Source organism: Chryseobacterium sp. NG-CE01 (genome assembly GCF_055695505.1).
In genome coordinates, this window is record NZ_CM146369.1 from 2,254,354 (window position 1) to 2,269,368 (window position 15,015).

Genomic DNA, 15,015 nt, shown 5'->3' on the forward strand with positions numbered 1-15,015 from the left:
ATGATTGATACGCATACACATTTATACGCAGAAGAATTTGATGAAGACAGAAAAGAAGCGATCCGGAGAGCGGTAGATAAAGGAATTACCCAATTTTATCTTCCTGCCATTGATTCTGAATCGCATGGAAAAATGCTTCAGCTCGAAGCAGAATATCCGGGCCAGATCTTTTCCATGATGGGACTGCATCCTTGCTACGTAAAGCCCGAAAACTGGGAAAAAGAGCTCGAAATTGTAAAAAATTATCTTGATGAAAGAGACTTTCCAGCGATCGGAGAAATTGGAATCGATCTGTATTGGGACAAAACAACATTAGATATTCAGGTGAAAGCTTTTGAACAGCAGATTGACTGGGCTATCGAAAAAGATCTGCCTATTGTTATTCACACGCGGGAAAGTTTTGATGAGACATTTGACGTTCTCGAAAGAAAAAAACACCCGAAGCTGAGAGGGATCTTCCATTGTTTTTCCGGAAACCTTGAGCAGGCAAAACATGCCATTGATCTCAATTTTATCTTGGGAATCGGTGGGGTAGTGACCTTTAAAAATGGGAAAATAGACCAGTTTCTAAACGAAATTCCGTTGGAAAAGATTGTTCTGGAAACAGATTCTCCGTATCTCGCACCCGTTCCGCACCGTGGAAAAAGAAATGAAAGTGCCTATCTTGATCTGGTAGCCGGAAAACTGGTTAATATCTATGGAAAAGACTTTTCGGAGATTGACAGGATAACCACAGAAAATGCCAGGAATTTATTTAAATAATATTTTCAATAGAAACGGACTTTAGTCCGTTTTTTCAAGTCAAAAGGTTCATCGGCTTCAGCCAAAACATAAAAAGTCTTCCCTATCGGAAGACTTTTCATTATTTTTTTCTTGTAAAGTTTTTATTCTTTGGCTTTTTAAATCCCGTAGGCGCAGCCGAAGAATCCGGTTTATTCCTGTTTTTCGATCTCGGAGCACCGCTGCCGGATCTTGCAGGTTTTGGCTTGTCTGAACCGGGGTTAAAAGGTTTGTTGTTAGAATCCCTTTTCTGAACCACAAGATCATCGGTATGAAACGGATGGTCCTTGATGATAGGGATTTTTTTCCCGATCAGTTTTTCCGTGTTTTTCAGGTTTAAAAGATCCAGGCCGTCTACAAAAGAAATAGAAGTTCCTTCTGCGCCGGCTCTTCCCGTTCTTCCGATTCGGTGAACATACGTTTCGGATACATCTGAAAGTTCAAAATTAATCACGAATTTCAGCTCATCAATATCAATTCCCCGCGCCGCAATATCAGTCGCAACCAAAACCCTTGTTTTACCGGATTTGAAATTATTTAATGCATTCTGACGTGCATTCTGCGATTTATTTCCGTGGATCGCTTCCGTGGTAATCTGATCTTTCTGCAGTTTTCTGGCGATTTTGTCGGCTCCGTGTTTCGTTCTCGAAAAAACGAGAACAGAATCGGAAATATCATTTTTCAGAATATGCGTTAAAAGATTCAGCTTATTGTCCTTTTCTACAAAATAAACCGACTGCTTTATCGTATCGGCAGTTGAGGAAACCGGTGTCACCTCTACCTTTACAGGATTGTTCAGAATGGAATCAGCCAGTTTCTGGATTTCTGCAGGCATGGTAGCAGAGAAAAACAGCGTCTGTCTTTTCTGAGGCAACAGCTTTATGATTCTCTTCACATCATGTACAAAGCCCATATCAAGCATTCTGTCGGCTTCGTCAAGTACGAAGATTTCAAGGTTTTTTAAGCTGATGATTCCCTGGGATATAAAGTCCAGCAATCTTCCCGGAGTGGCAACAAGAATGTCAACACCCTTTTTCAGGGCAGTTTCCTGGTTTCCCTGTTTTACACCTCCGAAAATAACAAGATGCTTTAGCGGCAAATATTTTCCGTAAGCCTTGATGTTTTCTTCAATCTGAATGGCAAGTTCTCTTGTCGGTGTTAAAATTAAAGCCTTGATATGTTTGTTCGGAAATTTATTCTGAGCGAGATTCTGAAGGATGGGGATGGCAAAAGCAGCCGTTTTCCCTGTTCCTGTCTGTGCGCATCCTAAGAAATCTTTCCCTTTCGTAATTTCCGGAATCGATTTTTCCTGAATGGGGGTAGGATTGGTATATCCTTGTTCCTGAATTGCTTTGGCAATAGGTTCTATTAAGTTTAAATCTGTAAAATTCAAATGAACTGTTTTTTTATAATTACAACAAAAATTCCTTCATTTTGAAGGAATTATATTTTGCAAAGGTAGTTTAAATATTTTTAAGTAGCTTAATTCACTTTTGTCCACTGCTGGTTCTTTCTCAGATCCTCAAAAAATTTGTACAGTTCCGAAAGTTTTTCGCTTCCTCTTTTACCGTAATCTTCCACATGTTTTGAAGTTCCGTCCGCAAACTTAACTCTCAAATGGGAAGAAGGAAGGTCGGTTACATTCTTTTCTCCGTAATTGTCATTCAGGTTTTTTACATCCAGTCCGTCAAGTAAAGAAATCAGTTTATTGTAATCTTCCTGTTTGATGGTTCCTTTAAAAGTTCCTTCCCGCGGTTTCGAAAATTCATCTTTCGATGGTCTGTCACTGAAATTAAAATGTTCCGCTTCAAAAACAGCCGTTCGGTCGGCATTAATGGTCATTTTAAAAACCGGACAAAATCCGAAACAGGGCGTTGCCTCATATTCAATGGTAGAATATTTTGAACTCATTTTCTGGGAATTGCATGAAAATAAAAAGATAAAAGCAAAAAGGCCGAATATATATTTCATAATTTTAAAATTTGGATTGAATTATTCAATAATTATTCCGAAATACAAGTATTGAAAGGGGTAACAAATATTTAACAAAGAAAAATATTCAGAATTAAATTTTATTTAAATATAACCAATCGAATAAGATTTAATTAGCACTTATATTCTAAAAAGCTAAACCTCGGGTTTAATTCCCAAGGTTCTATTATTCTGAAAATACCAGATAAAGTATTAAGAAATTTCTTATCCGTGAAGCTGTTTCCAGATGGCATCTTTCAGTTCGGTAAGACCTTCACCCGTAACACCGGAGAAAAACAATGGTTGCTTGTTCTCAGGAAATTCCGCAGCGATTTCCTTTTTCAGCTCATCATCCAGAAGATCAGACTTTGAAATGGAGATAATGAAATCTTTGTCCAAAAGTTCAGGGTTGTATTCTTTCAACTCATTTTCCAATATCTTAAACTCCTGGAAATGATCTTCAGAATCGGCAGGAATTAAAAATAATAAAATGGAATTTCTTTCAATATGCCGTAAAAACCGGTGTCCCAATCCTTTACCTTCTGCTGCACCTTCAATAATTCCCGGAATATCTGCCATTACAAAAGACTTGTAATTTCTGTAATCAACAATTCCCAGGTTCGGGGTCAGTGTTGTAAACGCATAATTGGCGATTTTTGGCTTGGCTGCAGAAACAGAAGCCAGGAGGGTAGATTTTCCCGCATTTGGAAATCCTACCAGTCCTACATCAGCCAGGATTTTAAGTTCGAAAACCACATAGCCTTCCTGTCCTTCCATTCCGGGCTGTGCAAATCTCGGCGTCTGATTGGTAGACGATTTGAAATGTTCGTTTCCTTTTCCGCCCATTCCGCCTTCCATCAGGATGATTTCCTGTCCGTCTTCGAGAATTTCCCCGATGATTTCGCCGTCTTCATTCTTCGCAATCGTCCCGATAGGAACTTCGATATATACATCAGCTCCATAAGCTCCGGTCAGCTGGTTTTTCCCTCCGTTTTCACCGCGTTCCGCTTTTACGTGACGGGTATAACGAAGAGGAAGTAAAGTCCACTCATTGGCATTTCCTTTCATGATGACGTGGCCTCCGCGACCGCCGTCTCCGCCGTCAGGTCCGCCTTTAGGAATATATTTTTCACGGCGAAGATGCGCAGAACCTGCACCTCCGTGGCCGCTTTTACAATGAATCTTTACGTAATCTACAAAATTTGACATAATTTTAATTCAAGGTTTAATGTTGAAGGTTCAAAGTTTTAACCTTGAATTTGGAACTTTGAACCTTGAATCAAAAATTTTTATTTTTGAACCTTTTCTACTTCAGCAAAAAGTTTCTCAGAAATCTCGTCGATATCTCCGACACCGTTGATCTCCACATATTTGCCCTGCTGCTTGTACAGTTCGGCTACTTCTGCTGTTTTTGCGTAGTATTCTTTTATTCTGTTTTCGATGATCTCTACATTGCTGTCGTCTGATCTTCCGCTTATTTCTCCTCTTTTAAGAAGTCTTTCCACCAAAATTTTATCTTCAACGACCAATGAAAGACAGATATCTATCTCATCATTCAGTTCTTCTTTTACGATTTTTTCCAGTGCTTCCGTCTGAACGGCAGTTCTCGGATACCCGTCAAAAATAAATCCTGCCGCATCGGTGGGCTTTCTGATCTCATCAATCAACATATCGGTTGTTACCTGATCCGGAACCAGCTCTCCTTTGTCGATATAAGATTTTGCCAGTTTCCCCAGTTCGGTATCATTTTTCATATTGAATCTGAAAAGGTCACCTGTTGAGATCTGTTTTAAATTGAATTTCTTAATCAGGTTCTGAGCCTGAGTTCCTTTTCCACTTCCCGGAGGGCCGAACAGAACAATGTTTATCATAATGCGGTTTCGCTGTTGGCAATTGGCGGTTGGCTTCTTGCTTTTAGCATTTTTAAATTAATAATTACTTTTTATTTAGATATAATTTTTAAAAGCTAATAGCCAAAAGCTAGAAGCTAATAGCAATTTAGTGGTTGATTTGTCCCTCTTCCAGTTGATAAAGATTAGGTAAATTTCTTCCCAATTCATCGTAATCCAGTCCGTAGCCAAGAACAAATTTGTTCGGGATTTCCTTTCCGATATAATCCAGCTTGAAATCTTTCTTATATACTTCCGGTTTCAGTAAGAATGAAGCCAGCTTTACCGATTTCGGGCGTTGTGTTTCCTTGAAGTATTTGAAAAGGCTCTCCACTGTGTTTCCGGTATCTACAATATCTTCCACCAAAATGATATGACGGTCTTTTACGTCTTTGGTAAGCTCCATTTTCTGGTAAACGATTCCTGTAGATTCTGTTCCTGCGTAAGAGCTCATTTGGATAAAAGCGATCTCACACGGACCCGGATAATGTTTCAGCAGGTCTGAGAAGAACATAATCACGCCGTTCAGTACCCCGATGAATACAGGAACTTCATCCTTGTAATCTTCATAAATTTTTAAAGCGGTTGCTTTTACAATCTCCTGAATTTCGGCGTCCTCCAGATAAGGAACGAAAGTTTTGTCGTGAACTTTAATACTTTCCATAAAAATTTTAGTAGGCTGCAAAGTTAAGGATTTTTGATGAAAGTTTTTAATAGATGGAGGAGTGATTGTTTGTAGCGCGGAGATGTGGTAAACTTTACGGGTTTTTTAAACCTGTAAGGTTTGATGCTTTCTGGTATACGGCCGCTTAAACCTTCAAGGTCTTTTATTTAATATCTACTAACCAATACTGTTTTTCAAGATTATATTTTTTTAAAACATTTATATTAGGAATGGTCCAGCCAAAATCTTGTTTATATTGATCCGTAAAAATCAGCGTATATGTTTTATTCTTTTCGAAAAAGTTTTCTCCGAAAAATTCAGGACATCTTACAATAATTGGAATTTGCTTATCCTCATAATTTTTTAAGGAATCATGATTGATTTCGAACTCTAAAACAACAGCATAAGCAATATAACCACAATTTCCTGGCATTTTAGAATCGTTAACAATTTTTCCTGTAATCTGATATTGATTTTTTTTGAGCTTCTTATTTTGTGCGCCTGCTGATGTGCTAATGAACAGTAATAAGAAAATGAGTGTAATGGTTGTTCTTTGCATTGATTAAAATTCAAATATGCTTTTCAGAATGATTATTTTAATTTGACGTCAGGCAATTGATAGTTTCCGACAGATTCAACCATTCTTATGGAGTCTTTCTTTAGGCTTTTAAAAAATGCATCAATGTTTTCCTGATATCCCCTTTCGCTTACGCCAAAAAGTAAAATCCCACTGTTATTTTTATCGGAGATTAATTTATAGCGGTAAACATTTCTTTCAGCAATTAAGATTTCTTTTCCATCATCTGAATTTTTGCTAATCAGGAAGTCCAGAATATACTCTCCATTGTTCTCGTACTTCGTATAATTGATAACAGGATTTGACTGCTTCATCTTCTCCAGTTCATGGATTTTTTGATTAATGGCATCTTCCACTTTAAAATCTCCTTTTACAAAATCAATCATGATAAGAGTTTTGTATTTTTCGATATTGTCATTGGAAGCTAAATATTCCTGTTTGTAATAATTGTTATTCGGGTGAGAGCTCCATACTAAATAATAGGTTTTGGAATCAATCGTGATGGGTCCGGGAATATTTAAATATTCTGTCACTTTACTTTGTGCTGTTAACGATAAAATAGGGATGAGAAGAAAAATAAGGGATTTTAATTGTTTATACATAATTATTTTAGTTGAAATTTATTCGTAAGTCTAATGTTTGTAGAAACAAAGCTAATATTTCTTCGTTAATAGAATTTGATTATTATATTTATTGTTTTCCAAACGTTTTGGTAGAATGAGGTAAGATTTTAAAATTTTTTAAACTTATGTTTTGGCCTTCAAAGTTTCACATTGCATAAAAGATACTTGCACACCAAAAAACGAGTGCCATTTGGCACCCGTTCATTTAGATTAAAAGATTATCTAGTGTTTTTCTTTGTCCAGTCAATATAATAGTTGAAAACCGGATTAAACAAAGGTCTGTCTAAACCACCCCAATTAAAAGCCTGATGTTTGATGTCAAGAACAGTTTCGGTAGTTGCAGGGTTTGTAATTTTAAATGTAAACTGATAGTTATAGCCTCCTAAAAATTCAATATTGCTTTCGCAAACTAAGAAGTTGCCCACTTGTTTCTGAAGGTTTAATAATCCTATATTATCTGAAATGCTTGTTACTTTATCAGTAAGATTATTCTGGATTACATATTGTTCTAATTCAGCCTGGGTATAAACCTTCTTAAAACCACCAACGTTTTTTAAGGTTTGCGTGATATAACTTTCGTATTTTTCCATATTTACACCGCTCTTCTTAATATATAAGAACTGATTGTAATTATTCAGATCAATATTTTTTTCAGCCAGAACTTCATTAGGCATTATTTTAGTTTCCGTTGGAAGCTGTCCTGTTTTTTCATCAAGCTGTTTAACTTTAAGAGTAGGACTGCAGGAAATCAGAGCCAGACCGGAAGCAAAAGCTAAGAATGGTGTTTTAAAATTCATGTTTAAGTTTTAATTTTTTCGGCACAAAAATATTAAAGTTCATCAAGAATTATTAAGATCAGAAATAATTTTAATTTAATTCTGTTTTTCCTCTCAACCACATGATTTCCACACCTACCCAAAAATAAATTCCACACAAATTTGCCCACCCAATTTTTTAAAAGTAATTTTGCATGAATCTAAAATAAAAGTAAAATATGTCAACTTACGTAGTTGTAGGTCTTCAGTACGGGGACGAAGGGAAAGGAAAAATCACGGATGTTTTATCGGCGAAATCGGATTATGTGGTGCGCTTCCAGGGCGGAGACAACGCAGGGCATACCGTATATGTAGGCGATGAAAAATTCGTATTGCACCTTCTTCCGTCGGGAGTTCTTCAGTGCAAAGGGAAATGTATCATTGCCAACGGAGTAGTGGTAAACCCTAAATCTTTCATTAAGGAGGTGAATCAGATCGAAAGCAAAGGCTTGAGAACGGATCATATTTTCATCAGCAGAAGAGCGCATGTCATCATGCCTTACCACATTCTTTTGGATACCTACCGTGAAGAAGAACACGGAGGAACGCAGATCGGTACCACCAAAAAAGGGATCGGACCTTGCTACGAAGATAAAATCGCAAGAGTGGGAATCAGAATGGTAGACCTTCTGAACCCTGAGATTTTAAGAGAAAAAATTGAGAAAAACTTAAAAATTAAGAACTCTCTTTTCGAAAAATATTTCGATAAACCTACACTGGATGTTGAAGAAATCTACAACGAATATTTGGAGATCGGAAAACAGCTTCAGGACAGAATCGTTGATACGGAACTGGAATTGAACGAAGCCATCCAGGAAGGTAAAAACGTATTGTTTGAAGGAGCGCAGGCTTTGATGTTGGATATCGATTTCGGAACCTATCCGTACGTAACATCCTCTTCACCATCAACCGGAGGAGTTTGTACCGGAGCAGGAGTTCCGCCGACTTCCCTTCAAAACTTAATCGGTGTTGCTAAAGCATATTGTACAAGAGTTGGAAACGGACCTTTTCCATCAGAATTAGACAATGAATTAGGAGAAAAGATCAGACAAATTGGTGGCGAATTCGGGGCTACAACAGGAAGACCGAGAAGAACAGGCTGGTTAGATCTTGTTTCTTTAAAGCACGCTTGTATGATTAACGGAATCAATAACCTGGTAATTACCAAATTGGACGTTCTTACCGGAATTGATACGATTAAAATCGCTACACATTATAAAACGGAAGACGGAAAGATCATTGATTATTTCACCTCTTCTACTACAAAATTATACGACTACGAAGCCATCTACCAAGATCTTCCGGGTTGGACAGAAGACATCACAAAAGCAAGAAGCTATGATGAACTTCCTGACAATGCACAGAAATACATCGAGTTTATCGAAAACTATTTGGGAATCAATGTGTACCTTGTTTCTGTAGGTCCTGAAAGAAGTCAGAACATCATTAGAAAAGAATTATTCTAAATAATAGCACAACAATAATTGAAAAGACTGTCAGAAGACGGTCTTTTTTTATTTATTCTAATTAATTGATAATCAAAAAATTGAAAATCTTGATAAAAAGGGTTGTTATTTGAAGCATGGTTAAATTTTAATATTGATAGGTATTTTTTAAAAATGTTGATTTTTTAACAAACAATTGGCAGAAATTTTGATGTTAGGTTAATAACCATGGATTAAAGGTAATAACCTGATAATCTCAATTAACAATTTAAATATCAAAAAGGATGAAACACATGCATCAGAATCAGGAATTTCGTTTTAACGAAGTTCTTTTCGAGCACCGCAACAAGCAATACGGTGCCTATGTCTTAAGAAATGAATCAGACAGAATTTTAACAAAAGCCCTTTTTATTGGGGTGAGCGTTTTAGCGGCAGTTTCTTTGACGCCTTTAATTGCAAACGCTTTTAAATCAGAAGGTGAGAGTACAATTATTTGTAAGTATCCAGGGCCAATAAAATTAGAGAATGTTGATACTCCGGAAATTCCAGTTACAGTAACGCCGGTTCAACCTTTAAAACCTGAAGTTAGAACTTTTGATAGCACTGTTAAAACTCCTTCCAGAAATGCTCCGGATACAAATACTGAGGAAGTTCCGGATGACGCTGTAGCTGGATTGGTAAATAATTTCAAGGCAGATCCTGCTCCTCCACATTATGTTCCAACAGCACCTACTATTAATACGGGCCCTGTATCAGTACCTGCTCCGCCGAGACCAGAAGTTAAACCGTTAGATGGTAATGGTATTCCTACTGTTGTAGACGTAGAAGCAAGTTTTGTAGGAGGTCTGGATTCTTTCAGAAATAAAGTAATGAATAACTTCGACGGGTCAGGATTTGATTCCGGGGAAGTAATGAAAACAATGGTTACTTTTATTGTTGAAAAAGACGGTACTATTTCAGGAATTAAAGCTGACGGAAAAGACGCGGATTTTAACAGCGAAGCAATGAGGACTATTAAAAGTATTAAAGGAAAATGGGTGCCTGCAAAAGTAAACGGACAACCGGTAAGAAGCTACTTTAAATTCCCGATTTCCATGAAGTTCGATAATTAAAAATAAAAACAGATCTTGAACAGTTATCCACAAATATTTTTTTTTGTGGATAATTTTTTTTAGTGTTAAAAGGCTTATTAACAATATTTTAACTCATTTTTCGTTTTATCGGTTCATTAATAGCAAGGAAAAATGTGTATTTTTGAAACTTAAAGTTCTAAGAATGGCAAAAATCATAGGTATCGCTAATCAAAAAGGAGGTGTTGGAAAAACAACAACAGCTGTTAATTTAGCCGCAGCATTAGGGGTATTGGAAAAGAAAATATTAATCATTGATGCTGATCCTCAGGCCAATGCAACCTCCGGTTTAGGAGTGGATGATGTTCAGTATTCTACATACAATTTATTGGAGCACAGTGTTGAAACAGAAAAATGCATCAAGCAGACGGCTACGCCGAATCTCGACATCGTGCCTTCGCATATTGATCTTGTAGCAGCAGAAATTGAACTCGTTGACAAAGAAGACAGAGAATATATGCTGAAAAAAGCCCTGCAAAGTGTTAGGGACAATTATGACTATATTATCATCGACTGCGCGCCGAGTTTAGGTTTGATTACCGTAAATGCGCTTACAGCAGCAGATTCTGTAATCATCCCGATCCAGTGTGAGTATTTCGCATTGGAAGGATTGGGAAAACTTCTGAACACCATCAAAAACGTACAGAAAATTCATAATAAAGATCTTGATATTGAAGGGCTGCTGCTTACCATGTACGATAGCAGACTGAGACTGTCTAATCAGGTAGTGGAAGAAGTGAATGCACATTTTCCTGAAATGGTTTTTGAAACCATCATCAGCAGAAATGTACGTTTAAGCGAGGCGCCAAGCTTCGGGGAAAGTATCCTGAATTACGATGCAGAAAGCAAAGGAGCAGTTCAGTATATCCAGCTGGCAGAAGAAGTTCTGCTGAAAAATGAAAAATTAGTAAAGAATTAAAAGGCCAATAGCCGTAAAGCTAAAAGCTAAGAACATATGAAGGATAAAAAAAGAGCGATGGGACGTGGATTGGGCGCTATTCTGAGTGCAGAATCCAAAGCAACGATCAATTCTGCCACTGATGAAGGAGCAGACAAGTTTGTAGGAAATATCGTTGAAATTTCAATAGAAGATATTTATCCGAACGCGACCCAACCGAGAACGTATTTTGACGAAAAAGCATTAAATGAGCTCGCCCAGTCTATCAGGAACTTAGGGGTAATCCAGCCGATTACGTTAAGGAAAGATGGAGAGAAGTTTGAAATCATATCGGGAGAAAGACGTTACAGGGCCAGCAAATTAGCCGGTCTGGAAACAATTCCTGCCTATATCCGTCTCGTTAATGACCAGGAACTTCTTGAAATGGCTCTTGTTGAAAACATCCAGAGAGAAGATCTTGATGCCATAGAAATTGCATTAACCTATCAAAGATTAATGGATGAGATTGGTCTCACGCAGGAAAATCTCAGCCAGAGAGTCGGGAAAGACAGAAGTACGATTACCAACTCTATCAGGTTGTTAAGGTTAAATCCTGATATTCAGAACGCCATCAGAAGCGGAGAAATTTCTGCAGGGCACGGAAGAGCAATTATCAGTCTTGAAAATGAAGAACATCAGCAGATTCTTTTTGATCTTATCATCAAGGAGAAACTTAATGTCCGTCAGGCTGAGCAGGCTGCTACAGCTTTAAAAAATCCAAAGTCGCCTGCGGCAAAAAGGGCAAAGGCAGAACTTTCTAACAATTATAAGAGAGCTCAGAAAACGATCTCGGATATACTGGATGTAAAAGTGGAAATCAAAACCTCCGGAAACGGTAAAAAAGGTAAAATTGTTCTGGACTTCAAAAATGAAGACGAACTGGAGTACATTTTATCCCATATTAAATAAATGAAAAAATTACTTTTCACATTTTTTCTGTGTCTTTCTTTGGCGGTTTTTGCTCAGGTGAATCCTAATGATACCATCAGAGTAGAATATCATCCGAAAGACAGTGTCTCCGTAGAAAAAAATAATACGAAAACAGCAGAAAATGTTGTCTCTGATCTCGAAAAGGCAAATGGTCCGACCAATAAAACGTTAAAACTTAACCCTACAAAAGCAGGACTCTATTCCGCTGTCTTTCCGGGATTAGGCCAGTTTTACAATAAAAAATACTGGAAAATTCCCATTGTGTGGGGAGCCGTAGGAGCCGGAGTCGGAATTGCCGTCTGGAATGATAATCAATACAGAAAATACAGGGAGTATTATATCGCAAAGCTCAACGGGACACCCAATGAGTTTGTCGATACGCATCCCTGGCTGGATAAAGTAGCGCTGGGGAATGCCCAGGACCGCGCTAAAAGACAGCGGGATTATGCTATTGCTATCACAGGCTTAATTTATATTCTGAATATTGTAGATGCCGTTGTAGATGCCCATCTCTACGAAAGCCGCCACGATCCGGACCTGTCATTCACGCCTGCTGTTATTCAGGATCAGTTCGGAATTGCATCTCCCAAAACAGGCATCAGTTTAAGTTATAAGTTTTAGATAATTAACAGATAAAGGTAAATAAAACCTGTGTTTAGGATCATTGCGTACTTTACTGATTAGAAGGTTTTGTGAATTTTAACAATTAGTAGTTAAAAAAAATCTTTGCGACCTTTGCGTTAAAAAGAATTTAGAAATAGAAAAATTATGAAAATAGCATTAGTTGGATATGGTAAAATGGGTAATATCATTGATGAAATTGCCACTAAAAGAGGACATGAAGTTGTTGCCAGGCTGAAAGAAACACCAACTGCTGAAAATCTCAATAATCCGGATGTTGTCATTGAATTTTCCCTTCCGGAAGTGGCCTATGAAAACATCAAAGCCTGTCTTCAAAACCAAATTCCTGTAATCTGCGGAACAACGGGCTGGCTGGAAAAAAAAGCGGAAATTGAGCAACTTGCTGTTCAGAATGAAACAGCATTTTTATATGGCTCCAACTTCAGTTTGGGAGTGAATTTATTTTTTGCCCTAAATGAAAAGCTTGCAGATCTGATGAAAAACGTAGATGAATATTCCTGTCAGTTAGAGGAAATTCACCACGTTCACAAAAAAGACGCACCCAGCGGAACAGCCATTTCCATTGCAGAAGGTATTTTTAAAAATAATCAGAAATTCAATTCCTGGAAGCTGGAAGAAACCGAAGGAAGCCAATTAGGTATTTTTGCCGTTCGTCAAGATGAAGTTCCCGGAACACACAGCGTATTCTACAGAAGCGAAGTGGATGAAATTGAGATCAAGCATACTGCTTTTAACCGAAATGGTTTTGCTCTCGGAGCAGTAGTCGCTGCAGAATGGATTAAAGATAAAAAAGGAAATTTCACGATGAAGGATGTTTTGGGACTTTAATTTGTAACAAAATTCCTACATTGCAAACTAATTAGCAGTAATGGTCTGCAATAAAAGTTACTCTTTGCCCATTACTCATTACTTATATTATAGATTAGGCACAAAAATTTATGAATTATTTTTTAACTTATACAGTTTACGTTCTCATTTTGTCTGTACTGATGGGAGTTTCAACCTGGAAGCTGTTCAAAAAGCTGGGGTACAATCCGCTCTTCGCTTTTATCCCTTTTTACAATTATTTTATCATTTTAAAAGAAACCAAGCATCCGAAATGGTGGGCTATTCTGTCGTATTTACCGATCGTAGGACCAATCATGATGTCTGTGTTTCATTTGTATTTGATGAAAAAATTCGGAAAAACGCTTTTCAAAGATCAGTTTCTTACTGTAATTCTTCCCTTTATCTACATGGCAACTGTTAATTACAGTAAAGATGTAGAGTTGGAAGATGAGAATGAATTATTCCTTACAGACGAAGAAAAAAATGAAAAAAAGAAAGACTCTTTCCTGGGGTCTGTGACATTTGCGGTGGTTTTTGCAACCATTATCCACGTTTTTGTAACACAGCCTTTCGGGATTCCTACAGGATCTATGGAAAGAACTTTACTTGTGGGAGATTTTCTTTTTGTTAATAAATGGAGTTATGGGTACAGACTCCCGATGCGTCCTCTGGCAATACCGTTCCTGCAGGGAACAATCTTCGATGCCGGTAAAAAAGGAAATCCTAAAGATGACCCGAAATCATATGTTGAAGCCGTAAAACTTCCTTACGAAAGAATATTGCAGTTCAACAAGCCACAGAAACATGACGTGGTTGTTTTCAACTATCCTCAGGATTCGGTACATACGGCGATCGACAGAAAAGATCCTTATGTAAAAAGATGTGTGGCAGTAGCAGGAGATACTTTTGAAATGCGAGCAGGAAGATTGTTTGTCAACGGAAAACCGGAAACCATTTTAGGAGATCAGGAAATTCAGCACAGATATATTGTGACTACGGGTAGTCAATTGGATATTCCTTCTTTATATAATACTTTTGGTTTTCTTCCTGTTGTAGAGCAGCAAACAAATAGTGGTTTTATTTACGGTTTCCAGGGACTAACAGACAGAATGGCTGCCGAAATAAAAAAACTTCCTCAGGTAATTGATATAAAAGAAGAAGTTCAGGAAAAAGGATATAGTGGTGTTGCTTACAGAGATGAAAATAAAAAGAAAATCGACACTACCCAATCTATTTTCCCGATCAACAAACCATGGAACCAGGATTGGTACGGCCCGCTGAAAATTCCTAAAAAAGGGGATGTAGTTACGATCAATCAGGAAACTTTGCCGGAATATCAATGGATTATTTCCCAATATGAACACAACAGGCTGGAAAACAAAAACGGTAAGATATTCATCAACGGGACAGAAAGCAATCAGTATACGATTAAGCAGGATTACTATATGATGGTCGGCGACAACAGGGATGCTTCCTTAGATGCAAGATTCTTCGGTTTTGTTCCTGAAGAAAATATTGTAGGGAAACCGATGTTCACCTGGATGAGCCTTCAGGGCGCTTTTGCAGATAATTCTTCTTCATACCAGGCTCCGTTTAAAGTTCGTTGGGACAGGATGTTCAAAGCAACAAACACGGGAGAAGCCAACAAAACTTCTTACTGGTGGATTGCAGCAATGATTCTTATCCTATTCTTCGGATGGGAGTATTTTGTAAAATTATTCAGAAAGAAAAAAGAGGACGACTTATAGCCACTTTGTCAAAGTTGAAAATCTTTGACAAAGTTT

The 15,015-nt window shown here is 37.6% G+C and carries 16 protein-coding genes; 8 read left to right on the forward strand and 8 right to left on the reverse strand.

Translation table 11 applies throughout. From position 1 onward, the window contains the following. Positions 1-762, forward strand: coding sequence for a TatD family hydrolase (locus ACYT6F_RS10720; RefSeq protein WP_472597674.1), 762 nt, complete (start codon positions 1-3; stop codon positions 760-762). A gap of 100 nt (positions 763-862) precedes the next feature. Here the strand turns inward: ACYT6F_RS10720 and ACYT6F_RS10725 are convergent, their stop codons facing one another. The 8 genes from ACYT6F_RS10725 to ACYT6F_RS10760 form a co-directional block, all read right to left on the reverse strand. Continuing rightward, positions 863-2,173 carry a DEAD/DEAH box helicase gene (locus tag ACYT6F_RS10725; protein WP_169232612.1) on the reverse strand — a complete coding sequence of 437 codons (1,311 nt, stop codon included), beginning with the start codon at positions 2,171-2,173 and terminating at the stop codon, positions 863-865. Between the two features lie 89 nt (positions 2,174-2,262). Continuing rightward, positions 2,263-2,751 (reverse strand): DUF6438 domain-containing protein, encoded by a 489-nt coding sequence (locus ACYT6F_RS10730; protein ID WP_472597675.1) that lies wholly within the window; start codon positions 2,749-2,751, stop codon positions 2,263-2,265. 225 nt (positions 2,752-2,976) lie between these two features. After that, positions 2,977-3,960, reverse strand: coding sequence for a GTPase ObgE (gene obgE, locus ACYT6F_RS10735; RefSeq protein WP_472597676.1), 984 nt, complete (start codon positions 3,958-3,960; stop codon positions 2,977-2,979). 80 nt (positions 3,961-4,040) lie between these two features. Then, positions 4,041-4,622 (reverse strand): adenylate kinase, encoded by a 582-nt coding sequence (locus tag ACYT6F_RS10740; RefSeq protein ID WP_072884751.1) that lies wholly within the window; start codon positions 4,620-4,622, stop codon positions 4,041-4,043. A gap of 127 nt (positions 4,623-4,749) precedes the next feature. After that, positions 4,750-5,304: a hypoxanthine phosphoribosyltransferase gene (hpt, locus tag ACYT6F_RS10745; protein ID WP_472597677.1), complete on the reverse strand. Its 555-nt coding sequence runs from the start codon at positions 5,302-5,304 to the stop codon at positions 4,750-4,752. Positions 5,305-5,467: 163 nt separating this feature from the next. Beyond that, complete coding sequence (locus ACYT6F_RS10750; protein ID WP_472597678.1) at positions 5,468-5,863, reverse strand: hypothetical protein; 396 nt, start codon at positions 5,861-5,863, stop codon at positions 5,468-5,470. Positions 5,864-5,895: 32 nt separating this feature from the next. Then, on the reverse strand, positions 5,896-6,483 hold the full coding sequence (locus ACYT6F_RS10755) for a hypothetical protein (protein WP_472597679.1): 588 nt from the start codon (positions 6,481-6,483) through the stop codon (positions 5,896-5,898). 239 nt (positions 6,484-6,722) lie between these two features. Then, positions 6,723-7,301, reverse strand: coding sequence for a hypothetical protein (locus ACYT6F_RS10760; protein WP_472597680.1), 579 nt, complete (start codon positions 7,299-7,301; stop codon positions 6,723-6,725). Positions 7,302-7,498: 197 nt separating this feature from the next. On the opposite strand from ACYT6F_RS10760, the gene ACYT6F_RS10765 reads away from it, so the two are divergent. The 7 genes from ACYT6F_RS10765 to lepB all read left to right on the forward strand — a co-directional run bounded on the left by ACYT6F_RS10765 (position 7,499) and on the right by lepB (position 14,979). Next, positions 7,499-8,785 carry an adenylosuccinate synthase gene (locus tag ACYT6F_RS10765; protein WP_029296742.1) on the forward strand — a complete coding sequence of 429 codons (1,287 nt, stop codon included), beginning with the start codon at positions 7,499-7,501 and terminating at the stop codon, positions 8,783-8,785. Between the two features lie 263 nt (positions 8,786-9,048). Continuing rightward, positions 9,049-9,876, forward strand: coding sequence for an energy transducer TonB (locus ACYT6F_RS10770; RefSeq protein WP_472597681.1), 828 nt, complete (start codon positions 9,049-9,051; stop codon positions 9,874-9,876). A 163-nt stretch (positions 9,877-10,039) separates the two neighbouring features. Further along, positions 10,040-10,813 (forward strand): ParA family protein, encoded by a 774-nt coding sequence (locus tag ACYT6F_RS10775; RefSeq protein ID WP_169232622.1) that lies wholly within the window; start codon positions 10,040-10,042, stop codon positions 10,811-10,813. A 36-nt stretch (positions 10,814-10,849) separates the two neighbouring features. After that, the gene (locus tag ACYT6F_RS10780; RefSeq protein WP_472597682.1) at positions 10,850-11,740 is read left to right on the forward strand and encodes a ParB/RepB/Spo0J family partition protein; all 891 of its coding nucleotides are present in this window, start codon (positions 10,850-10,852) and stop codon (positions 11,738-11,740) included. Further along, the gene (locus ACYT6F_RS10785; RefSeq protein WP_472597683.1) at positions 11,741-12,382 is read left to right on the forward strand and encodes a DUF5683 domain-containing protein; all 642 of its coding nucleotides are present in this window, start codon (positions 11,741-11,743) and stop codon (positions 12,380-12,382) included. A gap of 147 nt (positions 12,383-12,529) precedes the next feature. After that, positions 12,530-13,231 (forward strand): 4-hydroxy-tetrahydrodipicolinate reductase, encoded by a 702-nt coding sequence (gene dapB, locus ACYT6F_RS10790; protein ID WP_472597684.1) that lies wholly within the window; start codon positions 12,530-12,532, stop codon positions 13,229-13,231. Positions 13,232-13,341: 110 nt separating this feature from the next. Further along, a complete protein-coding gene (gene lepB / locus ACYT6F_RS10795; protein WP_472597685.1) occupies positions 13,342-14,979 on the forward strand; it encodes a signal peptidase I in 1,638 nt (545 codons plus the stop codon). Positions 14,980-15,015 lie beyond the last annotated feature (36 nt).